This is a genomic window from Devosia naphthalenivorans (genome assembly GCF_003056355.1).
GTDB classification, from domain to species: Bacteria; Pseudomonadota; Alphaproteobacteria; order Rhizobiales; family Devosiaceae; genus Devosia; species Devosia naphthalenivorans.
This window is the reverse complement of sequence record NZ_PYVW01000004.1, coordinates 270,108-292,752: the sequence shown is the minus strand read 5'-3', so window position 1 is coordinate 292,752 and position 22,645 is coordinate 270,108. Positions and strand designations below refer to the sequence as shown.

At 62.0% G+C, this 22,645-nt stretch carries 23 protein-coding genes; 9 read left to right on the top strand and 14 right to left on the bottom strand.

Annotated elements, in window-relative coordinates:
* Positions 1-88: 88 nt before the first annotated feature.
* Positions 89-1,081, bottom strand: a complete 993-nt coding sequence (locus tag C8264_RS08780) for a Gfo/Idh/MocA family protein (protein WP_108460593.1) — start codon at positions 1,079-1,081, stop codon at positions 89-91.
* Positions 1,078-2,049, bottom strand: a complete 972-nt coding sequence (locus C8264_RS08775) for a Gfo/Idh/MocA family protein (RefSeq protein ID WP_108460592.1) — start codon at positions 2,047-2,049, stop codon at positions 1,078-1,080. Before C8264_RS08775 ends, C8264_RS08780 begins: the two co-directional genes overlap by 4 nt.
* A 116-nt stretch (positions 2,050-2,165) precedes the next feature.
* On the opposite strand from C8264_RS08775, the gene C8264_RS08770 reads away from it, so the two are divergent.
* The 7 genes from C8264_RS08770 to C8264_RS08740 all read left to right on the top strand — a co-directional run bounded on the left by C8264_RS08770 (position 2,166) and on the right by C8264_RS08740 (position 9,327).
* Entirely contained in the window at positions 2,166-2,891 is a 726-nt protein-coding gene (locus C8264_RS08770; protein ID WP_108460591.1) for a FadR/GntR family transcriptional regulator, read from the top strand.
* Between the two features lie 21 nt (positions 2,892-2,912).
* The gene (locus C8264_RS08765; RefSeq protein ID WP_108460590.1) at positions 2,913-4,499 is read left to right on the top strand and encodes an ABC transporter substrate-binding protein; all 1,587 of its coding nucleotides are present in this window, start codon (positions 2,913-2,915) and stop codon (positions 4,497-4,499) included.
* A 70-nt stretch (positions 4,500-4,569) separates the two neighbouring features.
* A complete protein-coding gene (locus C8264_RS08760) occupies positions 4,570-5,529 on the top strand; it encodes an ABC transporter permease (RefSeq protein WP_108460589.1) in 960 nt (319 codons plus the stop codon).
* A gap of 1 nt (position 5,530) precedes the next feature.
* The gene (locus tag C8264_RS08755) at positions 5,531-6,415 is read left to right on the top strand and encodes an ABC transporter permease (RefSeq protein ID WP_108460588.1); all 885 of its coding nucleotides are present in this window, start codon (positions 5,531-5,533) and stop codon (positions 6,413-6,415) included.
* Positions 6,416-6,431: 16 nt separating this feature from the next.
* Positions 6,432-7,349, top strand: coding sequence for a dihydrodipicolinate synthase family protein (locus C8264_RS08750; protein WP_108460587.1), 918 nt, complete (start codon positions 6,432-6,434; stop codon positions 7,347-7,349).
* Positions 7,349-8,359 (top strand): ABC transporter ATP-binding protein, encoded by a 1,011-nt coding sequence (locus tag C8264_RS08745; RefSeq protein WP_162783531.1) that lies wholly within the window; start codon positions 7,349-7,351, stop codon positions 8,357-8,359. Before C8264_RS08750 ends, C8264_RS08745 begins: the two co-directional genes overlap by 1 nt.
* Positions 8,359-9,327, top strand: a complete 969-nt coding sequence (locus C8264_RS08740) for an ABC transporter ATP-binding protein (RefSeq protein WP_108460585.1) — start codon at positions 8,359-8,361, stop codon at positions 9,325-9,327. The genes C8264_RS08745 and C8264_RS08740 overlap by 1 nt, the downstream gene beginning before the upstream one ends.
* Positions 9,328-9,338: 11 nt before the next feature.
* Here C8264_RS08740 and C8264_RS08735 read toward each other — a convergent pair whose 3' ends face one another.
* From C8264_RS08735 to C8264_RS08705, 7 genes are all read right to left on the bottom strand, one after another.
* Positions 9,339-10,283 (bottom strand): N-acetylglucosamine kinase, encoded by a 945-nt coding sequence (locus tag C8264_RS08735; protein WP_108460584.1) that lies wholly within the window; start codon positions 10,281-10,283, stop codon positions 9,339-9,341.
* The gene (locus C8264_RS08730; protein ID WP_108460583.1) at positions 10,283-10,948 is read right to left on the bottom strand and encodes an N-acetylmannosamine-6-phosphate 2-epimerase; all 666 of its coding nucleotides are present in this window, start codon (positions 10,946-10,948) and stop codon (positions 10,283-10,285) included. Before C8264_RS08730 ends, C8264_RS08735 begins: the two co-directional genes overlap by 1 nt.
* Positions 10,945-11,808, bottom strand: a complete 864-nt coding sequence (locus tag C8264_RS08725) for a carbohydrate ABC transporter permease (protein WP_108460582.1) — start codon at positions 11,806-11,808, stop codon at positions 10,945-10,947. Before C8264_RS08725 ends, C8264_RS08730 begins: the two co-directional genes overlap by 4 nt.
* On the bottom strand, positions 11,805-12,725 hold the full coding sequence (locus C8264_RS08720; RefSeq protein ID WP_108460581.1) for a carbohydrate ABC transporter permease: 921 nt from the start codon (positions 12,723-12,725) through the stop codon (positions 11,805-11,807). Before C8264_RS08720 ends, C8264_RS08725 begins: the two co-directional genes overlap by 4 nt.
* Positions 12,726-12,792: 67 nt before the next feature.
* Positions 12,793-14,034 carry an extracellular solute-binding protein gene (locus C8264_RS08715; RefSeq protein WP_108460580.1) on the bottom strand — a complete coding sequence of 414 codons (1,242 nt, stop codon included), beginning with the start codon at positions 14,032-14,034 and terminating at the stop codon, positions 12,793-12,795.
* Positions 14,035-14,085: 51 nt separating this feature from the next.
* Positions 14,086-15,150 (bottom strand): ABC transporter ATP-binding protein, encoded by a 1,065-nt coding sequence (locus C8264_RS08710; protein ID WP_108460579.1) that lies wholly within the window; start codon positions 15,148-15,150, stop codon positions 14,086-14,088.
* Positions 15,151-15,304: 154 nt separating this feature from the next.
* Positions 15,305-16,153 (bottom strand): MurR/RpiR family transcriptional regulator, encoded by an 849-nt coding sequence (locus tag C8264_RS08705; RefSeq protein WP_108460578.1) that lies wholly within the window; start codon positions 16,151-16,153, stop codon positions 15,305-15,307.
* Positions 16,154-16,258: 105 nt separating this feature from the next.
* Here C8264_RS08705 and murQ point away from each other — a divergent pair, with 105 nt between their 5' ends.
* Positions 16,259-17,194 (top strand): N-acetylmuramic acid 6-phosphate etherase, encoded by a 936-nt coding sequence (gene murQ / locus C8264_RS08700; protein WP_108460577.1) that lies wholly within the window; start codon positions 16,259-16,261, stop codon positions 17,192-17,194.
* A gap of 9 nt (positions 17,195-17,203) precedes the next feature.
* Here murQ and C8264_RS08695 read toward each other — a convergent pair whose 3' ends face one another.
* From C8264_RS08695 to C8264_RS08675, 5 genes are all read right to left on the bottom strand, one after another.
* Positions 17,204-18,196, bottom strand: coding sequence for a serine hydrolase domain-containing protein (locus C8264_RS08695; RefSeq protein WP_108460576.1), 993 nt, complete (start codon positions 18,194-18,196; stop codon positions 17,204-17,206).
* Positions 18,197-18,222: 26 nt separating this feature from the next.
* The gene (locus C8264_RS08690; protein ID WP_108460575.1) at positions 18,223-19,446 is read right to left on the bottom strand and encodes an MFS transporter; all 1,224 of its coding nucleotides are present in this window, start codon (positions 19,444-19,446) and stop codon (positions 18,223-18,225) included.
* Positions 19,447-19,626: 180 nt separating this feature from the next.
* Positions 19,627-20,049 (bottom strand): arsenate reductase (glutaredoxin), encoded by a 423-nt coding sequence (arsC, locus tag C8264_RS08685; RefSeq protein ID WP_108460574.1) that lies wholly within the window; start codon positions 20,047-20,049, stop codon positions 19,627-19,629.
* Positions 20,046-21,107, bottom strand: coding sequence for an ACR3 family arsenite efflux transporter (arsB, locus tag C8264_RS08680; protein WP_108460573.1), 1,062 nt, complete (start codon positions 21,105-21,107; stop codon positions 20,046-20,048). The genes arsC and arsB overlap by 4 nt, the downstream gene beginning before the upstream one ends.
* A gap of 75 nt (positions 21,108-21,182) precedes the next feature.
* Entirely contained in the window at positions 21,183-21,554 is a 372-nt protein-coding gene (locus C8264_RS08675) for an ArsR/SmtB family transcription factor (RefSeq protein ID WP_108460572.1), read from the bottom strand.
* 332 nt (positions 21,555-21,886) lie between these two features.
* On the opposite strand from C8264_RS08675, the gene C8264_RS08670 reads away from it, so the two are divergent.
* Complete coding sequence (locus C8264_RS08670) at positions 21,887-22,630, top strand: SDR family oxidoreductase (protein ID WP_108460571.1); 744 nt, start codon at positions 21,887-21,889, stop codon at positions 22,628-22,630.
* Positions 22,631-22,645: the final 15 nt, after the last annotated feature.

Sequence of the window (22,645 nt, the reverse complement as noted above, 5' to 3'; positions counted from 1 at the left end):
GGCTTCTTGACGAAATGCGTTGAAGCAGTTGAGGGGCCGCAAGAGCGGGCGTTCAGCTATTCATTATCCGCGCCAAGATAGGCGCCGGCTATGCCCGAGAAACCTCGATCTCCCGTTTTTCGGCATTGGCCTGATGCGCTGCCTCGATGATCGCGACGATCTGGCGGGCATAGTCGCCGTTGACGGCCACCGGCGCGGAGCCGGTTATGGCCGCCCGCATGGCTTGCCATTCGCGCACCACGGCGTGGTGCATCCAGTCCGGCTCGATCGAATCCGGAACCGGCGTCCAGATACCCTCGCTGCCGATCGAGACGCCGTGGTCGAAGTCGATGCGCAGGGTGCCGCGTTCGCAGACCAGGTCCATGGCAAAGCCTACCGCGCCGTTGCGATAGCCCACGCTTTGCACCTGGCCGATGCCGCCATTGGCGAACCGCAGCCCAATCAGTGCGCTGTCGTCCGCTTCCTGCTCATGAAAGAACGTGCCCGCCAGCGCATTCACACTGGCCACATCCTGCCCCATCAGCCAGACCAGCCGGTCTAGCGCGTGAATGCCCGCGGTCATCAGCATGCCACCGCCGGAGGCGGTCTTCATGTGCCAGTCCCGGCGGTTGCTCTCCATCCAGAGCTTGATCATCCAACTGGAACCCAGCACCGGCTTGCCGATCACGCCGGCATCAAGGATTTCCTTGGCCTTGATGCAGGGCAGGGCAAAGTGCATCACGTGCCCCACCATCAATTGCACGCCCGCCTTGCTGACCGCTGCATTGATCGCGTCGCAGGCGCGCGTGGTGGGAGCCATCGGCTTTTCCAGCAGGATGTGCTTGCCCGCCTCCGCCGCGCCGATCGCGATCTCCTCATGCAGGTGATGCGGCGTCGCGATAACTACAGCATCGACCTGCGGGTCCGCCAGCAGCTCGCGCCAGTCGCCATAAGCGCTGCCGCCATGTTGGGCGGCGAACCGCCCTGCGGCCGCCTGGTTCTCCCGGCAGCTGGCGACGAGGTGAAGTCCCTCGACCTCTGCCATGGCTTTTGCATGCACCGCGCCAAAATGTCCGGCGCCGATGATACCCACTCCAATCATGATCTTGCCTTTGCATATGCGGCATCGATGAGGGCCATCGCTGCCAGATAGTCGTTGAGAGTGATGGCCGGTGGACGCCCATCGCGCAGCCGTTCCAATGTGTCGGCCATGAACAGGCGATAGCGGGTCGCCGTGGGTTCTGGCCGAAGCATGCGCGCGGAGCCGTCATCGAGAGTGACGCAACTGGCGCTGTCGCCGCGGTCCACCAGCGTGGCGTTGGCCGTCACCATGCGCCATTCGAATTCGCCGCCTGGCGCCATCGAGGCATAGGTGTAGCCGGCTTCCACGCTGAACAGCGTGCCCGCCGCGTCGGTCATCACCAGCAGGGCGTGGTCTTCCACTGCCTCATCATGGATACGTTTTCCGATGCTGGCCGAAACCAGTGTGACCGGCCCCTGCGCCAGGCTCAGCACGGCGTCCACGCCATGGATGCCAAGATTGCGCAGCGCCCCGCCACCGCCAATGGCAGGGTCGAGCAGCCAGCCGACATCGTCTTGGCGATAGCGCTCGGGCGGGCCATTCACCAGCCGGAAGCTGGCATGGCCGAGCTTGCCGGCGCGCCCGTCCGCCCCAAGCTGCCGATACGCCGCAAATATGGGTCCGAAGCGATTAGGCAGCGGCACACCGACAAAACTCCCGCGCTCTGCGGCCAGTTGCGCCAGTTCGGCAATGGTCGCCGTGTCGGCGGCCGCAGGCTTCTCCAGAATCAACGGAATACCTGACTTGATCAAAAGCCTCGCGTGGTCAGGTAGCGTGGAGGGATGTCCCATCAGCACGACGAGATCGGGCTCCAGCGCCAGCCCATCGGCCATGCTCGTGACAGCTGGCACGCCATGCTTTTCGCCAAAACTCGTTACCCGCGCGGCATCTTCGTCCCACACGCCGACCACGGCCGCGCCAGCCGCGCGCGCCGCATCAAGGTGCATTTCGGCATGCCAATGGCTGGTTCCAAACAGCGCGATCTTCATACTTCAGTTACCTATCCAATATCGACTTGCAGGATATCCCATATGTCGCTATACAACAAGCGTTGACGGTGTGGATCTGTCCCGCACAAAGGTCGGACAGATAAACGAGGACCACCATGTCGGATCTGAAGTCGATGACACCGTTGAGCCGAGCCCCTCTCCTGCACGTTACGGTGCAGGAAAGCCTAAAGCAGTATATCGAGGCCAATCAGCTCAAGGCTGGCGACCCGCTGCCGCCGGAAACCTTTCTGGCGCAGCAATTGGGGGTAGGGCGCAATTCCATGCGTGAGGCGATAAAGGCCCTGGAGTCGCTGGGTATCCTTGAGACTCGCCGCGGCATCGGCGTCTTCGTCAAGGAATTCTCTTTCAAGCCGCTGCTCGACAATCTCGCCTATGGCCTGCAGGATTCGTTGCGAGACGTCGAGGAGTTGCGCGAAATCCGCCGTGTTCTCGAAACCGGGCTTATCGGCAAGACCATTGAAATGATCGGCGAGACTGATCTTGCCGCGTTGCGGGACGTCACTGCGCGCATGAAGGCTCGAGCCGAGCGGCAGGAGAGCTTTGCCAAGGAAGACCAGCAGTTTCACCAACTGCTGTTCCGCTGCCAGAACAACCACATGTTGAGTGCCCTGATCGACATCTTCTGGACGGCCTTCAACAAGGCCTCCAATTTCAGCAATCTCGACAACCCAAACCCGCTCGATACATGGCGGGACCATCACGAAATCGTCGAAGCCGTCGCCCGCAAGGACGTCGGGCAGGCGCGCCAGCGCCTGGATGATCACTATCGCGGTATCCAGCAAGTTATCGCCCGGAACCGCGGCAAGCCATCTGAAGCCTGATTATTATTCTGGGAGGAAACCATGCATATCAGGACCATCACTCAAGCTCTGGCCGTTAGCGGCCTGCTGCTTGGTGCCACTGCACTCACTGCCCCTGCCTTCGCGCAGGACGTGAAGACCATTACCGGCGGCTTCGACGTCGGCCCGGGCGGATTCCCCAAGAACTTCAATCCGCTCGCGGCGACCGGCGGCTTTACCTGGCTCAACACCTATTACGAGCCATTGGTGATCTACAATGCCGAGCTAAACGCCATCGAGGGCGCGCTGGCCGCAGATTATACCGTCAGCGACGACATGCTGACCTATACGTTCAATCTTGTCGAAGAAACCTGGCATGATGGCGAGGCCTTCACCTCCGCCGACGTCAAGTTCACGCTCGATCTGATCCGCGATGCCGCCTCGGGCAGCGTCTTCACCGGCCGCCTGGGCAAGATCGCAAATGTCGAAGCGCCCGATGATCGTACGGTCGTCGTCACGCTCTCGGAGGCCGATGGCGGCCTGCTGTCAGTCCTGGCCCAGGTCATGATCCTGCCTGAGCACGCTCTGGCATCGGTGGCGCCTGAAAGCATTGCGACGAGTACCTGGTGGGCCACGACCCCGATCGGAACGGGCCCGTTCAAGTTCACCCAATATGTCACTGACCAATATGTCGAACTGGCTGCCGACGAAGACTACCGCCTCGGCGCGCCCAAGGTCGATCGCCTGATCAACCGCTATTTCGAGAACCCGGCTGCCGCCGTGGCCGCCCTGCGTGCCGGTGAAATCCAGTTCACCTTTGTTGAGCCCGAAGATGCCGCGACCTTTGCCGACAACGAGGCCTTCATAGTCATCGAGGGCGACTCCTATGTGGTCAACTATATCGGCTTCAACCAGAAAGTAGACCTGTGGAAGGACGTCCGCGTCCGCCAGGCCTTCATGTATGCCGTCGATCGCGCAGCGATCGTCGAAAGCCTCTATGGCGGCGCTGCAACAATCGCCAATTGTGGCTATGTCGCGCCCCACCTCGTGCCGCAAGGCCTCAATGACTACGCCTATGATCCGGAAAAGGCCAAGGCACTGCTCGAGGAAGCCGGCTGGGCCGAGCTCAATGGCGACAAGCCGATCACCTGGCTGACCTATTATGGTTCGCCCCAGGCCGCCAACGTGATGGCCGCCGTGCAGGCCATGCTGGCCCAGGTCGGCGTCAATGTCGTTCCGCGTGTCGTCGACGTCCCCACCTATAACGGGACCGTCTACCAGGAGAACAATCCTGACTGGAACGAATTCCCGCTGATCTATGCAGGCTTGCAAAATGGACCTAACCCTGCGGGCATCAATGTCGGCCTCAACAAGTCACAGCTGCCACCGGTTGGTGCCAACATCATGCGCATCGAGTTCGACGATCTTAGCGCCGCGTTCGACGCTGCCATCGGCGAAACCGATCCAACCCAGGTGGATGCCCGCTGGCAGGATGTCTGCAAGGTGATGAACGAGGAGCTGCCCTGGGCCACCATGTGGGTTGCCAACCGCTATGGCGTGGCGTCCGCCAACCTAGTCGATTTTGTCTGGACGCCCGCTCCGGCCGGCGGCCCATACGCCGCTCACCCTGAACTCTGGGATATCAAGTAAGCGCAGTTCTCCCCTGCGCTTCGGCGGCGCGGTCATTCCGCGCCGCCCATCATTCACACCGGACCTGGCCATGTTGAACTACATCGCACGCCGTATCGGCATTGGACTCTTGATGCTGGTTGCTCTCAGCATTCTCGTCTTCGTGCTGCTGCGCCTCGCCCCAGGCGATGCGATTGACGCTTATATCAATCCCTCCGCGCCCCTTTCGATGGATGAGCTCGCCGCTCTGCGTGCCCGGTTGGGTCTGGATCAGCCGCTGCCGGTGCAGTATTTTGGCTGGCTACGTGCCGCCCTTGTCGGCGACTTCGGCTTTTCCACCCAGCGAGCGGGCGTGTCCGTGCTCCCCCTCGTTCTCGAACGCATCGGCCCCACCCTCCTGTTGATGGGAGCGGGCCTGCTGATCGCCATCGCCGTGGGTATTGCTGCCGGGATCATCAGCGCGGTGCGCCGCAACTCGCTGACCGACGTCTCCTTGTCGGCCGCCTCTTCCATCGGCATATCCAGTCCCGCCTTCCTCACGGCGTTGCTGGGTCTCTATTTCTTTTCCGTGCAACTGCGCTGGGCGCCATCGGGCGGCATGCTGACCCCGGCGTCGCCATTCTCGGTCGGCGATCTGCTGGCCCACCTCATCCTGCCCGCGTTCCTGCTCTCGCTCGGCCATGCGGCCCTGATCATGCGCTATATGCGCTCGTCCCTGCTCGAAGTGCTCAACCAGGATTATGTCCGCACCGCGCGCGCCAAGGGCGTCCGGGAATTCTGGGTCATCATCAAGCATGCCACGCGCAATGCCCTGCTGCCGGTCGTCACCCTGATCGGATCGACCATCGGCATGGCCATCGGCGGCGCCATTTTCATCGAAAGCGTCTTCAACTGGCCGGGCATGGGCCTGCTGCTGGTCAATGCCGTCAACACCCGCGACTACCCCGTCATCATGTGCGCCACCCTGATCATCGGCGCCTGCGTCATCGTGGTGAACCTGCTGACCGACATCACTTACGCCGCGGTCGATCCGCGCATTCAGGTGGCCTAGCATGACAAGCGTAGCGACCGCCCCGCTGGAGCGGACCAAAGGGCCGACCCGCCGTTCCCTCGAACGGTTCTTTAGCAATCGCGCGGCCCTTGTCGGGCTGGCGATCTTCCTGCCCATCCTGGTCGCCATCATCACCTATGACTGGTGGTGGGGGCTGGGCCCGAACGCCATCGATTTGCGTGCGCTCAACAAGGGCCCGTCGGCTGAACACTGGATGGGCAGCGACGGCGTCGGCCGCGACGTGATGGCGCGCCTGCTGCAGGGCGGCCGGGTCTCGCTGATCGTGGCGGTCGTTTCCGTCGCGATATCTATCATCATCGGCTTTCTCGTCGGCGCCTTCGCCAGCTTTGGCGGCCGGATCGTCGACGCGTCGCTGATGCGCCTCGTCGATCTCGCCATGACGCTGCCGCCCGTGATCTTCCTGCTGGTCCTCGCCTCGATCGCCGGCACCGGCATCATGCCGACCATCCTGGTGATCTCGCTGTTGTCCTGGCCTGTACTGTCACGCATGGTGCGCGCCCGGCTGCTCGAATTGCGTGAACGCGACTTCGTGGTGGCCGCGCGCGGCATGGGCGCCAGCGTTCCCCATTTGCTGTTTAAGCACGGGCTGCCCAACTGCATCGATATCCTGGTGGTCTACGCCACCTTGCAGGTCGCCAATGCCATCCTGCTCGAAGCCGGCCTCTCCTTCCTCGGCCTGGGCATTGCCCCGCCCGAGGCGAGCTGGGGCAACATGCTCAATCTGGCGCGCTCCACGGTCGTGCTCGAACAATACCCCTGGCAATGGATGTTCCCCGGCGCGGCGCTGGTGCTGACCGTGCTTGCCATCAACTTTATCGGCGACGGCCTGCGCGATGCGTTCGACCCTCGCTCCGCTCTCAACTGACCTGAAGGTTTCTGAAATGCCTATGTTTACCGGCGTCGTCCCACCTGTCGTAACGCCACTCAATGCCGATTTCACGGTGGACTACGCGTCCTTCACGCGGGTCCTCGAGCACCTGATCGATGGCGGTGTCCACGGCCTGTTCGTACTCGGCTCGACCAGCGAAGTGGTGTTCCACGACGCCGACGCCCGCAAATCCATCCTTGAGCACGCCATCAAGATCACTAATGGCCGCGTCCCGGTGCTTGTCGGCACGATCGATCCCACCACCGATCGCGTGATCAATCATTCGCGCATCGCCAAATCAGCCGGTGCCGACGCCGTGGTGGTCACCGCGCCGTTCTACGCCCGGACCAACCAGTCCGAGACCATCGACCATTTCCGCTACATCAAGGATGCCGTCGACCTGCCGATCATCGCCTATGACATCCCGGTCTGCGTCGGCCTGAAGCTGGACCGCAAGACCACGGTGACGCTCGCCCGCGAAGGAGCCATTGCCGGCCTCAAGGATTCCAGCGGCGACGACGGCAATTTGCGCTACGTGCTGGCCGACATGCAGGACGACGCCAATTTCTTCGGCATGACCGGCTCGGAAATCGTGGTCGACAGCGTGCTGGCGATGGGCGCCCATGGCGTTGTGCCTGGCCTCGCCAATGTCGATCCGCATGGCTACGTCAAATTGTGGAACCTGGTGCAATCAGGCGATTTTGCCGGCGCCCGCACCGAGCAGGAACGCCTCTGCAAGCTCTTCGAAATCGTCTGGATTTCCAGCGCTCGCACCAGCGCAGGTTCTGCCGGGGTCGGCGCCTTCAAAACCGCCATGCGCCAGCTCGGCATCATTGCCAACAACACCATGGCCCGCCCGCAGCGCCACCTCAACGCCGAGGAAACCAGCAAGGTCGATGCCATCCTCAAGGCGACAGGATTGCTCGTCTGATCATGGACGCTCCGATCCTCGACATTTCCGGCCTGCGCACCGTGTTTCGCATCGGCGGCGCCGACATTGCTGCCGTGCAGGATATGGAACTGACCATCGCGGCAGGCGAAACCGTTGCGCTGGTCGGCGAGTCGGGGTCGGGCAAATCCGTCACGAGCCTCTCGGTGATGGGCCTGCTGCCCAAACGCGTTGGCCGCATCGCCGAGGGCAGGGTGATGCTGTCGCGCAAGAGTGGCGAGGTCGTTGATCTCGCCGCCATGCCTGACGAACGCCTGCGCGAAGTCCGTGGCAACGATATCGGCATGGTCTTCCAGGAACCCATGACGAGCCTCAACCCGGTCTATACCGTGGGGGAGCAGATCGCCGAACCGATCCGCATCCACCTGGGCAAGTCGCATCGCGAGGCCGCCGCCGACGCGGTGCGCCTATTGGCCGATGTGGGAATTCCCGATCCCGAGCGCCGCGCCCAGCAATATCCGCACGAGCTTTCCGGCGGCATGCGCCAGCGCGTCACAATTGCCATGGCGCTGGCCTGCGATCCAAAGATGTTGATCGCCGACGAGCCCACCACCGCCCTCGACGTCACCATCCAGGCGCAAATCCTCGACCTGCTGCAAAAGCTGCAGCGCGAGCGCGGCATGGGCATCCTGTTCGTCACCCACAACCTGGGCGTCGTCGCCGAGATCGCCGACCGCGTCGTGGTGATGTATGCCGGCCGGATCGTCGAGTCCGGCCCCGTGGCCGAAGTCTTCGCCCATCCGCGACACCCCTACACCAAGGGCCTGCTGCGTTCCGTCCCGCGCCTGGGCCAGGCGGTCGAACTGAAACGTTCCGGAACCCCGCTCCCCACCATTGCCGGCAACGTTCCCTCGCTGCGCAACCTGCCGCCGGGCTGCGCCTTCGCCAATCGCTGCGAATACGCCATCGAAGCCTGCAATGCCGCCGTGCCCCCCTTGTTCGCGGCAACCCCCACGCAGAAAAGCCGCTGCATCCGCTGGCAGGAACTGTGATGACGCAACAGCCCTATCTCTCGGTCAAAAACCTCTCCAAGCACTTCAAGCCGGCCGCCTTCTCACGCGGGCCGGTGGTCAAGGCGCTGCAGGATATCTCCTTTGACATTCCCCGCGGCCAGGTGGTGGGCCTAGTCGGTGAATCAGGCTCGGGCAAGACCACCATCGGCCGCTCGGTGCTGCGGCTGATCGAGCCGACCAGCGGCGAGGTCAAGCTCGACGGCGTCGACATCACGACGCTGTCGGGCGATCAGTTGCGCCAGCAGCGGCGCAAGATGCAGTATATTTTCCAGGACCCGTTCGCGAGCCTGTCGCCGCGCATGACCATCGGGCAGGTGCTGACCGAGGGCCTCGATATCCAGGGCATCGGCACCCGCGCCGAGCGCCGTGCCCGCGCCGAAAAGGCTCTGGCTGCGGTCGAATTGCCCGTCGATGCCTTCGATCGCTACGCCCATGAATTCTCCGGCGGGCAGCGCCAGCGCGTCGGCATTGCCCGCGCCCTTACGCTCGATCCCGAATTCATCGTCGCCGACGAGCCGGTCTCGGCACTGGATGTGTCGATCCAGGCGCAGGTCATCAACCTGCTGCGCGATCTGCAGGTACGCCTCGGCCTCACCATGCTGTTCATCTCCCACGATCTGGCCGTGGTCGAATATATCTGTGACACGGTGATCGTGCTCTATCTCGGCCGCATCATGGAGATAGCGCCCGCCGCCGATCTCTATGCCCGCCCCAGTCATCCCTATACGCGGGCGCTGCTCTCGGCCATTCCCTCGCCCGATCCTGCGGTGCGCCAGCAGCGGCAGATCCTCACCGGCGATATCCCGAGCCCGGCGAATCCACCATCCGGCTGCGTGTTCCGCACGCGTTGCCGCTTTGCCACCGAGGCTTGTGCCGCTGGTGTGCCCGCGCTGCGCGAGGTTGCGCCCGGCCACGCCCGCGCCTGCATTCTCGACGATATTCTCTGATACGCAGTCGCTCAGCTGATCGAGGATCGGCGGGCAAGCGTTTCGCGCCAGCTTGCGTCACTGCTGGTTTGTAGCCGGGCCGCGGCCAGCGCTGCTTCCCCGTCCAGCATGCGAACCTCGATGCCGGCCAGTTGTTGCCTGATCGTCTCGGCGATGAGTGGATGCAGGCCCAGGACGCCGCCGATAAAGCCGACCGGGCGTTTTCCTGCGCGAGCGATGAGGGCCAGCGCCAGGTTCGCGAGTTCTTCGCCCGCGCGTTGCAGAATTGCCTGTGCGTTCCTGTCATCCTCGGCTGCCGCCTTGGCCACGGCGAGGGCCAGCGTGCCGATGCGCCCGCGATCGCCCGAATAGATGAACTGGCGAACGTCGTGCCACTCGGCGCCACCCACGGCTTCAAGGAGGTGGTGTGCGAGGCTTTCGCAGCCTTCGAAATTGCCTTTGTGGTCCAGCGTGCGGAACATCTGGTCGAGCGCCCGCAATGCGATCCAGCTGCCCGAACCGGCATCGTCGATCAATATGCCGCGCCCGCCGACGCGCACAATGCCTTCCCCAGCAGCTCCGATAAACACTCCGATCGAACCCGTCCCCGCCGAAACCAGATGCCCTTCGCCCGGCGCGAAGTTCGCGGCATAGGCCATGACGATGTCGTCGGTGATGATAAGGCGAGCCGGATCGACCCCGAAGATCGGCAGCACAAGCGCCTGCAACTGCCCGAATACCGCCGAGCCATAGCCGGTGATCCCCGCCGTCACCGATTGTGCCACGAGCGCCTCGGTATCCAGTGCCGCTGATATTGCCGTCAGTGCTGCTTCAAGCCGCGTCTTTTCCGCCGGATTGAACAAATGCCCCGTCGCGCCCGGTCCCCGGCCGCGCGCGATCTCCACGCCAGCGTCGTCGCACGCCACCCAGCGGCAGGCCGTGCCACCGATGTCGATGCCAAGGTGAACGGGTCGCATCACGCCGGCACGCCTGCTTTGATGAACATGCGGGTGATCTCGCGTGGATTGGTAATCATGGTTCCCACCACCACCGCAAAGGCCCCGGCCTCAAAGCCCTGCCGCACGAGGTCGGGCGAATTGAAGCGTCCTTCGGCCACGATCGGCAGCGAGAGCCGCGTGGCGAGCGCCTCCAGCAGCGCCAGATCGGGCTGGTCTGGCCGTGGCTCGGTTTGAGCCGTATAGCCCGACAGCGTCGTCGCCACATAGTGCGCGCCCCAGTCGGCGGCCTTCAGCCCCTCATCAAGGGTGGAAATGTCGGCAAAAACCTCCGCGCCCAGCTCGTCACGGATGCGCCGTATCAAAACCGCTGGCGCCTCGCCATGCCGTGGCCGCTCGGTACAATCGAGCGCCACCACGTCGGCGCCCGCCGCCACCACTTCCGCTGCCGCCTCGAAGCTTGGCGTGATATAAACCGGCCGATCCGCCGAAAACACCTTGTTGATCCCGATGACCGGCAATCCCGCAGCCTTGACGGCCGCAATATCAGCCGCCCCGTTGGCCCGGATGCCTACGGCGCCGCCATCACGTGCCGCCAGCGCCATGGCGCCCATGAATTGCGGCCCGTGCAACGGGTTGTCAGACCTTGCTTGGCACGAAACGATCAGTCCACGCGCCAGCCTCATTTGATCGCACCCGATGTCATGCCGGCAATGAACTGCTTGGAGAGCAGGATATAGATCACGATAATCGGCGCCGCAGACAGGGTCAGCCCGGCAAACAGCACGCCCCAGTCGGTGGTGTATTCACCCATGAACGTGGTCAGTCCCTGCGGCAGGGTCTTGAGATCGTCGTTCTGGATGAAGACCAGCGGGAAGAAGAAGTCGTTCCAGATCGGCACCACGTTCTGGATGGCGGCGATCACCATGGCGGGCCGCACCAGCGGCAGCATGATCGACCACATGATGCGCGCTTCGCTTGCCCCGTCCATGCGCGCGGCGTCTTCGAGTTCATTGGGCAGGGTGCGGATGAAGCCGGTCATGATGAAGACGGTCGTGGGCAGGCCCATCGCGGTATAGACGAAAATCAGCGACAGCTGGTTATTGAGGATCGAAAGGTCCCGCATCAGCATGAACAGCGGAATGATGGCGAGCTTGAGCGGCAGCGTCAGTCCGGCGAGGAAGAACATCAGGATAAAGCTCGCGCCCGTGAACTGGTAGCGCCCGATGGCATAGGCCGCCATGGTCCCCAGCGTCAGGATCAGCACCATGGACGTGCCAGTGACGAAAAACGAGTTCAGCAAATAGCGCAGGAAATTGGTCTCGCTCCAGATCTTGGCGAAGTTCGCCAGCTGCGTGAAATCCGGAATCCCAAATGGCGACTGGAAGATCTGCGGCGTGGTCTTGAACGCCGAGAAAACCATGATGACGATGGGCGCCAGCATGATGATGGTGTTGGCAACGAGGATGATCTGCAGCAGGCCATCGCGCCCCAGCGCACCCATGATGCCGCGGCGTTCGTAATAGGTGCTCGCGTCCGCGCTCATAGCTGGATCTCCCGCGCCCGCAGCCGCACCGTAATCACCGTGGCAACCAGCGCAATGAAGATAAAGATCAGCACGGCCAGCGCACTCCCCAGTCCGAAATTCTGCTGGCCCGAGGACACATTGCCGAATGCGGTACGGTAGAAATAGAGACCCAGAACGTCGGTCGAGCCGAAGGGCGAACCGTCAAGCCCGGCCATGATATAGGGCAGCTCGAACCAGTTGAATGCGCCCACGAACAACAGCGTGAAGACGATGGTGGCGCTGGGCGCGACAAGCGGCCAGACGATCTTGGTGATCTTGACCCACTCGCTTTCGGTTTCCATGCGAACGGCATCGAGGATTTCGCCGGGAATGCGCTGCATGCCTGCGAGGAACACCAGCGTGGGGAACCCCACCATGTGCCAGGCTTGCGCCACGATCAGCGACCACAGCGCTGTGTTGCTCTGCCCCAGCCAGGGCTGCGCCAACTCGCCCAGTCCAAGCCCACGAAGGCTGATGTTCACGACGCCGAACAGGGGATGCAGAAAGAGCTTGAAGAGATAGGCGACGATGATGGTCGACAGTACCACCGGCAGGAATACCGCGATGCGGTGAAAGCGAGCGCCGGGCAATTCGCGCCACAGCGCGTAGGCGAGCAGGAAGCCAAGGCCGTTCTGCAGCACCATCAATGCAAAGAAGACGACGACGTTGTTCTTGAACGCGTTCAGGGTCCAGCTGCGATAGGGCTCGACGAACAGCACGGCATGGAAGTTTTCCATCCCGATAAAGTCGCCGCGGCGCAGTCCCTGCCAGTCGAAGAAGGCATAGGCGAACGCAGAGAAGATCGGGTAGACGATAAACAGCGCCACAAAGGCCAGCGGCGGGACGATCAGCACGGTGATCCAGAGGCCGCGGCCGGTCATCCGAAGTTGGGGCATGGGGGTTCGCTTCGTTCTGGCGCTGGAAAGTGGCGGCCCCTCACAGCTGGAGGGACCGCCGGAGATTTCAGTTCTTGAAGGGCTCGTACCAGGCGGCAAGACCGGTGGTCAGCGCCTCGCCGATGGCTTCGGGCGTCGTTTCCCCGGCAAAGAGCTTCTGCATCTCGGACTGGATCAGCACCGAACCCGAAGGCTCGCCGTAGCGGAAATGGGCCAGCATCAGGTAGGGGATCGAGGACTGTTTGAGTTCATTGACCTCGGCCAGCAGCGGGTCCTGGAAGGTGACGCCGGGCACGGTCGAGATGTTGCTCAAAGTATCGGCAAAGGCCTGTCCGAATTCCTGGCCCGCCAGGTAGTTGAGGAAGGTCAGTGCCGCTTCCTTGTTGGCCCCCGCGGCATTGGCCGCATAGCCGCCATCGAAATAAAGACCGACCAGCTTTTCGTCCTCGGCCGCTGCGCCAGGTGCGGCGAAGACACCCAGTTCGATATCGGGATTCATGCTCCTGAAAGTTGCCAGCTCATAGGAGCCGCCAACGAACATGCCGGCCATGCCGGAACCGAAAAGCTGTTGAGCCGACGCATAGTCGAGGCCGATGAAACCATCGGGGAAGTACGTGGCGGCAAGCTCGGCGATCTCCCCCAGGGCGCTGGTGAAACGCTCATCGGTGAAGTCGGCAGTGCCGGCCATCAGCTCGTCGTAGAAATCCTTGCCCATAAGGGAGGACCCAAGACCGAACGTCACTGTCTCGTTCTGCCAGGCGGTAGCGGTGCCATTGGCAAACGGAATGATGCCGGCGTCGAGCAGTGTCTGGCTCGCTGCTTCCAGCTCTTCCCAGCTCTGTGGCTCGGCAATGCCATTGGCGTCGAACAGGGCCTTGTTATAGATCACGAGCTGGGTCTGGCTGGCGAACGGCACGGCATAGATTGTGTCGTCTGACCGCATGCTTTCAGCCGCCAGCGAAGCCTCGGAGAAGTCGGCCAGCGCCGGAATTGTCTCGGTGGAAAGCGGCTCCAGGTAGCCGGCCGACGCCACGTTCTCGAGCCCACCATAGGCACGCACCATCATCACATCCGGACCGGTGCCACCGGCCAGAGCGGTGGAGAGGATGGTGTTGTAATTGGTGGCTTCGAAGGTCTCGAAGTTGACGGTGATGCCTGGATTGGCCGCTTCGAAAGTCTCGATGAACTGCTCGTAGGCAGCGCGGTCTTCCTGGCGCCAGCTCCAGAATGTCAGGTCCTGCGCCAGCGCCGGTGCGGCAACGAGCACCGCCGCCAGGGCAGATCCGATACGGATGATATTGGTTTTCATGTGTTCCCTCTCTTGATGCAAATGAGCACGTGCAGGCACTTCCCTCCGCGCCTATGGCACTAGTCGTCGGCCATCCTCGGCGGAAAACAGATGCACCGACCCCGGCTCGACCGAAACGGTCACCATGTGATCGGGCTCGAACAGATCATCCGGCCCGGTGCGGGCCGCCAGCAGCGTTCCATCGGCCAGCCGGACATAGACATAGGCATTATCGCCCAGATATTCGGTGTAGACGACTTGGCCGGCAAATCCCTCGCCGCCGGCTTCCCGATCGAGTTTCACCGCGTCCGAACGCAGACCCAGCTTGAGTTCGCTCACCTGGGGCAGAGCGCCAACATGAACCGAACCGCCCTCCGGCAGCACCAGCCGGCCGCCTTCGCACTTCACATCCACCAGCGTCATGCGCGGAGATCCAATGAAGGTCGCGACGAATGTGTTCGCCGGCGTTTCGTAGAGATCGCGCGGGGAGCCGACCTGTTCGATGCGCCCGGCATTCATCACCACGATCTTGTCGGCCAGCGTCATCGCCTCGACCTGGTCGTGGGTCACGTAAATCATGGTGCCGCCGATCTGGCGATGCAGCCGCGCAATTTCCAGGCGAACGTCCGATCGGAGCGCAGCATCGAGGTTGGATAGGGGCTCATCGAGCAGGAACACCTGCGGCTTGCGCACCAATGCGCGGCCAATGGCAACGCGCTGCCGCTGACCGCCAGAAAGCTCGCGTGGTTTGCGCAGCAATAATGGCTCAAGCCGAAGCATGCGCGCAGCTTCCGCGATGCGTGCTTCCACCTCTGCTTTGTCCAAACCCATCAGCCGGGCGCCGAACGCCATGTTCTCGTAGACGTCCATATGCGGGTAAAGCGCATAGGATTGAAACACCATGGCGATGCCTCGGCGGGATGGCGGCACATCGTTCATGCGCTTGCCGTTCAGCAGGAAATCCCCGCCACTCATGGGGTCAAGCCCGGCAATCAGCCGCAACAGGGTCGATTTTCCGCAGCCCGACGGGCCCACGAACACCACGAACTCGCGGTCGCCGATCTCCAGATCGATGCCATGGAGCACGTCGACGTTCCGGAAGCTCTTCTTGATGCCACGCAGCGAAAGTTGAGCCAAGTTGGCGTCTCCGACTATTCCACCACCTATGGCGGTCCTCTCCCGGCAGCCTTCCCAGCACACCAGCCTTAGGAATAGTAAATTCCTGAAGTGCGGCAGTGTCAAGAATAGAATATTACATCAGTTCGATGACGGTGCCATGCTCTGGCTCGCCCTAGACCTTGAGTATCTTCACCGCGGTTTCGCTGTCATGGATGTAGTCGTAGGCATCCGGCTGGCGGCGGAGCAGCAGGATGAACAGCATGTCGGTGAGCATGAGTTGGGCATCCCGAGAGGTAATCGCTGAGGACCGCACCCGCTCTTCATCACCAACGGTGAACAGACTGATATCCGCCAGGTCGAGCAAGGGGTTGGGCTGCAGGCTGGTGATGGAGATGATCTTGGCGCCGCGCTTTTTCGCCAGTTCGGCGATGCGCAAGGTTTCGAGGCTGCGCCCTGAATGAGACAGCGCCATCAGCACGTCGGAGCCATTGAGCACCGAGGCGTTGGAGATCTGGATGTGGGTGTCGCTGTCCAGCAGCACCGCCCGCCCCAGCTTCAGCAGCTTATAGGAAAAGTCCTTGGCGACCAGGGATGAAGCGCCTACCCCGGCGAGTTGGATGCGCCTTGCATCGGTCAGTGCCGCCAGTGCCAGATCGATCGTGGGCTCGCTATTGGCCGCCGAAGTTTCCCGCATGGAAAGAAGCTTGCTGCCGATCAGCTTCTGCAGAATCGTCATATAGCTGTCGCTTGCTTCGATGGTGCCGTGGATCACGCCGCCCGGCGTCTGCCACTCGATGGCCTTGGCCTTGTTCACCGCCAGCTTGAGCTGCTGGTATCCCGAGTAGCCGAGCTTCTGGCTGAACTTGACGACGCTCGACTGGCTGCGTCCGGTCGCCTCCGCGAGCCCGGCCGATGAGAGCGTCAGCATTTTTTCCGGATGGTCGATGATGAACCCGGCGATCTGCCGGTCAGCCTGGGTCATGGTTTCGAGTTGTGCCGCGAGGACCTTCAGAACCGACATGTCTTTCCCCAATCCGCGTTCGACACAGGAATACATAATTCCAGGTTTCGTTGACAGCTGGAATAATCGCTCCTAGCATCCTGTCAGAATTTGAGTGAAGGCACGATGGCAAAAAACACCCTGATCGCGGAACTCGGGAACCTGGTGTCAGAGGCCCGCAACCCTCAAACCCTGCAGATCGACCTCATGACGACGCCGCAAATCCTGGCGGCAATGAATGCTGAAGACGCTCGGGTGGCCGAAGCGGTCAAGGCTGAACTGCCGGCAATTGCCGCAGCGGTGGACCGCACGGTCGACGCCTTTCGCAATGGCGGGCGGCTGATCTATCTCGGTGCCGGCACCAGCGGCAGGCTCGGTGTCCTCGACGCTTCGGAATGCCCACCCACCTTTGGCGTGCCCAATACCATGGTGGTGGGCATCATTGCTGGCGGCGACACCGCGCTGCGCAATCCCGTCGAAGGCGCCGAAGACGATCCCGAGGAAGGCCGCCGCGATCTCGAGCGCGCCAACGCTTCCGCCAACGACGTCATCGTCGGTATCGCTGTCAGCGGCCGCACGCCCTATGTCATCGGCGCGCTGGAATATGCCAGGAGCATCGGTGCAACCACGGTGGCCCTGTCCTGCAATCCTGGTTCCACCATTGCGCGCCTTGCCGATATCGCCATCTCGCCGGTGGTCGGCCCCGAAGCCCTCACCGGCTCCACCCGGCTTAAATCCGGCACGGCCCAGAAGCTGGTCCTCAATATGCTGACCACCGCCAGCATGATCCGCATTGGCAAGACCTATGAAAACCTCATGGTTGACCTGTCTGTCAGCAACGAGAAGCTCGCCGCCCGCGCCATTCGCATTCTCGTTGAAGCGAGCGGCTGCACTCCCGAAGAGGCTGAGCGCCATCTTGCGGCCAGCCGCAACAACGTAAAGCTTGCCATCCTCATGGCGCTAACCGGCCTTGAAGTCTCTGATGCCGAAGGCGCCCTTGCGCGCGCCGACGGCTTCCTCCGCCGTGCCGCCGCCCAATCCCGACCGGCTGCAGCAAGCTGACCCGCTTGCCTATTGGCTGACCAGATCTCCGACGGCGTGACGCAGTGCAACAATGCCGCTGTCGAAGTGCCGTGATGGATGAACACGATTGGTCAGCAGCGTCCAGGCGCGGCCCTTGGCAAAGTCGATCCACAATCCCGTGCCGGTAAAACCGGTATGCCCGATCGTCTCGTCCGAGCAACCATCGCCACCCGACCATCCCGTATGGCGTCGCTCCCACCCGTGCGTTCGCCGGTCGCTTAGCGGTTCGCGCATTAATGACACTGTCGCGGGTAACACTCTGCTAACGTTTAGGACATCCAGCGCGTAGTCCAGCACTGCCGAAGCCGTACCGAAAAGCCCCGCATGCCCAGCCCCCTGCAGGGCCGCGCAGTTCTCGTCATGCACCTCTCCCACCAGCACCCGCCGCCGCCAGGGGCAGTGTTCTGTGGCCGCAGCGTGAGCCGGATCGGCCGCCCAGGCAAAGCCAGGTCCCGGGTCCATCTCCCGGATGGACTTACCCTCAAGGCGTTCCAGGACGATGCCTAAGAGCATGAAATTTATATCGGAATAGACCGGAGCACCTGCCTGCCAGTCCCGGTGCAGCACGAACTGCCGCAACAAATCAGGGTCATTCCCGTAGGTATAAAGCGGAAACACTCCTGGAAAACCGGTCTGGTGCCCTAGGCACTGCCGAAACGTCACGTTCCGCAACCAGCTATCCGGATAGTGCTGCACAAAGTCCGGAATGACGGTGGTCAGCGGCGCATCGAGGTCGATCACCCCCGTCACCGACAGTTGCAATATACGCGTGGTGGTGAAGATCACCTTCGTCAGGGAGGCGAGATCGAACCACGTCTCTACCTTCATTGCCCGGGCAACAGGCACAAGCTGCGCCTTGCCGAACGCCCGCACCTCCCTGTGCCCCGCAGCATCCACAACCCCCAATACACCGCCCGGAATCCTGCGCTCCGCAACCGCACTCACCAGAGGGACAGATGCACGATCCAATATCTGTTGCATGAGACGTCCTGTGAGCGCGGGCGTAACTAACTATGGCGGGAGTTGACCGAAATGGCCGCCGCCAACCAGAACGTCAGGGTCATCAGTGCCGCGGCTGCGACCACCGCAGCCATGGTCCCGGCATAGCTGCCGCTCCATGACCATAGTGCCGCGGCACCAAGCGGTGCCAGTGCCCTTGCGATTGTCATGGGCATCACCAGTGCTCCGTTGATGGCGCCGTAGTCTTCCTTGGACACAAGCTCGGGGATGATGATGCCCCGAACGATGGTCATCATGCCGTTCGCGGCGCCATAAAGGACAGCTGCGCCGGCAACCATCAGGAATTCGGCGGGACCCCAGGCAAACACAGCCATCGCGATAGGGAAGCCGAGAACGACGACTGAGCCGATCAGCCGACCGGATGCCCCCTTGCCGAACGCCATGATGAAGACGCGGCCGGCCACCTGTGCGGGGCCGATCAGCGCCATGGCCGCCACCACCATATGTTGGCTGAAGCCACGTTCGACGAGCATCGGATAGAAATGCATGAGAAGCGCAGAGAAACTGGCGGCGTAGGCCGTGAAGCTCACGGCGAGCCACCAGAAGACTGGATTTCGCAGTGCCTCCCGCAGATGAGGTCGACGCTGCGTACCCGGCGGCTGGCTCAGCTTCGGCGCGTCCAGTGCTGGGTCGATCACCAGAAAGTAGATGGAGGCGCACAGCAGGATGTTTATACCGGCGAGTACCCCAAGCGCCTGTCGCCAGCCATAGAGGTCCAGAAGCAACTGGACCAGGGGAACGAAGATCGTGCTGGCGAAACCACCCCAAAGCGTGAGAGCCGTGATACCGCCTCTGGCCGCCGTAGGGCCGGTACGCCGCGCGATCACTGCAAAGGCCGGTTCATACAAGGTCGCCGCCTGCAGTGCACCCACGCCGGCAGCCGCCAGATAGAACAGCAGGATGCTGTCCATCATGCCCCAGAGTGCCAGCAGGGCTCCCGCAAAAATGGACGCACCCGCCATCACCCAGCGTCCGTGCCCCCGGTCGATGGCGGCGCCGACGGGGATGGAAAGCACTGCTGAAAGCAGCACGCCGATGGTGGAAGCCCCATAGATCTCGGTCTTGGACCAGCCGAGTTCCGGTTCCATGGCCGCAGCGATGAGCGGAAACGAATAGTAGAGCGAACCCCAGGAGGAGATCTGGGCTACGCCAAGGCCGGTAATGAACCATGAGCGGCCCGAAAGGGGTGCCGGCGCTGCGATCTCGGTCATGTCATTTTGGATCAACCTGGGGCCGACCCGCTCCTCGAGTTTGACTGCAGCTTCCTTGCGTTTGCTCTAGCGCAAGGTCCGATACTCGGAAAGGCCCCGGGTGATACGTGTAGCCACAATCTAAGCCGCTCGGCGGCTTCATGCGACCGTGCGGCTAACTCCTGCGTCCATATCGGCAGATCAGACAACCCGCTTTCCTTCGGCATCGATGATGACCTCGCCATCTTCCTTGGCGAAGGGCCCAATATCGGGGTTCTCCAGAATGTCGAGCACGACTTCGGATGGCCGGCACAGGCGGGTGCCGATCGAGGTTTCGACAAAAGGCCGGTTCAACAGGATCGGGTGCGCCTCGATAGCATCGAGAAGCTCGTCATCGGTCTTGGCAGGATCAGCCAGACCAAGTGCCTCATAGGGCGTATCCTTCTTCCGCAGCGCATCCCGCAGCGACATGCCAGCGGCTGCAACCAGTTCCACGATCCTGGACCGTGACGGCGGGGTCTTGAGGTATTCGATGACGATGGGCTCGACACCGGACTGCCGGATCATGGCCAGCGTGTTGCGCGAGGTGCCGCATCCAGGGTTGTGATAGATGGTGACACTCATTCTGCTGCCTTCGTTTGGATGTTGTGGCGGACAGCCGCGCCGCGCTCATACCAGCCCTTCGACCTGTTCACGATCCAGACCACCGACAACATGACCGGCACCTCGACCAGCACGCCCACAACGGTCGCCAGGGCGGCGCCGGAGTTGAAGCCGAACAGGGCAATCGCAGCAGCTACGGCAAGTTCGAAGAAATTGGACGCGCCGATCAGGGCGGACGGGCCGGCAACGCAATGCTGTTCGCCGGAAACACGGTTGAGAAAATAGGCCAGCCCGGAGTTCAGATAGACCTGGATCAGGATTGGCACGGCCAGGAGCAGAATGATTGTGGGTTGGGCCACGATCTGCTCGCCCTGAAAACCGAACAGCATGACCAGCGTCAGGAGCAGCGAGGCGATCGAGACTGGCTGCAGGATAGAGAGCACACGGTTCATGGCATCGGTGCCGCCATTGGCCAGCAGCCAACGCCGATAAAGCTGCGCCGCGACCACCGGCACGACGATGTAGAGGCCCACGGAAAGCAGCAGCGTGTCCCAAGGCACGGTGATGGCGGATAGCCCGAGCAACAGGCCGACGATGGGGGCGAAGGCGATCACCATGATGGCGTCGTTGAGCGCCACCTGGCTCAGGGTGAAGTGGGGTTCCCCTTTCACCAGGTTGGACCAGACGAACACCATTGCGGTGCATGGCGCCGCGGCCAGGATGATCAGCCCGGCGATATAGCTATCGATCTGTGTTTCGGGCAGCAATGGCCGGAACAGCCAGCCGATGAACACCCAGCCCAGCAGCGCCATTGAGAATGGTTTGATGGCCCAGTTGATGAAGACGGTTACGCCGATGCCGCGCCAGTAATTGCCGACCTGCGCCAGGCTCATGAAGTCTATCCGCACCAGCATCGGAATGATCATCAGCCAGATCAGCGCCGCCATGGGGATGTTCACCTGGGCGATCTCAATGCCCCCGAGCCCCTGGAAAAACCCGGGCAGGAAATGACCGGCCGTAATGCCGATGACGATGCAGATTGCCACCCAGAGGGTCAGGTACCGTTCGAATATGGACATGGATCTACGCCAGGTACGGGAAATTTGAGAGAAACGCCATGCTTGGCGCCGAGGTGCTTGCGCTCGATGTGAGCTTCAGCAGTTCGCGGTCATCTCCTTGCCGGAACGGCCGCCGCATTCGGCGGCAACAACCGCAGCCGGGGCGCAGATCTCGGGGTGACCCGAGCAGCAGTCCCGCATCAGGAACTCGACCAAGGCAGCAAGCCCTTCAAAATTGGCGGTGTAGATGATGGATCGGGATTCCCGGCGCGACTTGATCAAGCCGGCGCGCTCGAGATGAGCCAAATGAAACGAACCGGCCGAGGAGGATGCGCCAACGCTCTCGCCAATAGCACCTGCTGACATGCCGTCCGGCCCGGCTTGCACCAGCGTTTGAACCATTCTGAGCCGTGTCTCCTGACTCAGCGCCCCGAATGCATCCAGCGCCTGCGGTTCTTCAAGCCTCATTTCAATATCTCAACGATTATTGAAGGATCAAATAGCTGACTACGACAAACTAATCAACCATCCCACACTAAAATCTCTATCACCATATTTTTGGAAGTTATTACTGGCTCCTTCGAACCACCTGCTGCAGCGGGTGGAGCAGCCTCCGTTGGGCCCGCCACACGCTTCAGCCTCCCGCTTACGAGTCACGACACTTCGGTTCGCTTTTTTCTTAAGCAAGGTAGGATCGTGCAATAACCTGGGAGTTTGATGATAACGCCTGGATGACCCGTGGTGCTTAGTTGGTGTCAGGCGATCAAGGGGATCGCCGTTGTACCAAAAGGACAAACACCATGAAGACCGTCATGATCACCGGCAGTTCGTCAGGCTATGGGCTGGAAACGGCCCGCCACTTTCTTGCGCAGGGCTGGAACGTCATCGCCACGATGCGCAAACCCGATGCAGAGGTCTTGCCTCGCTCAGAGCGCCTCCGGGTTGTTGCACTCGATGTTACCGACGAACAGAGCATTGCAGCAGCGCTGGAAGCAAGCGGCCCGATCGACGTGTTGGTCAACAATGCGGGTATCGGCGTCGTCGGGGCGTTCGAGGCAACCCCGATGAGCCATATCCGCAAGGTATTCGACACCAATACCTTCGGAGCGATGGCAATGACGCAAGCGGTCCTGCCATTGTTCAGGGAGCAGAACTCGGGCGTCGTCGTGAACGTGACGTCAAGCGCTACACTTGCACCAATGCCCCTGGCCGCAGCCTACACAGCCAGCAAGATGGCTATAGAGGGCTTCACGGGCTCCTTGGCGCACGAACTTGCCGCATTCAACATCCGGGTCAAGCTCGTCGAACCTGGCTACGCTCCTACGACGCGCTTCTCGCACAACTCGGCGCTGAACATCGACGATCTGATCCCTCCAGCCTATCAGTCCTTTGCGCAACCCATATTTGCGGCGTATGCAAAGCCCGCTCTCACCACAAAGGAGAGCGATGTTGCGGAGGCTGTCTGGGCAGCGGCCAATGACGTGTCAGGCCAGCTTCGTTTCCCTGCCGGGCCAGACGCCGTTGAGCTTGCCAAAGCGGGCTAAACACGGGTCTCCACA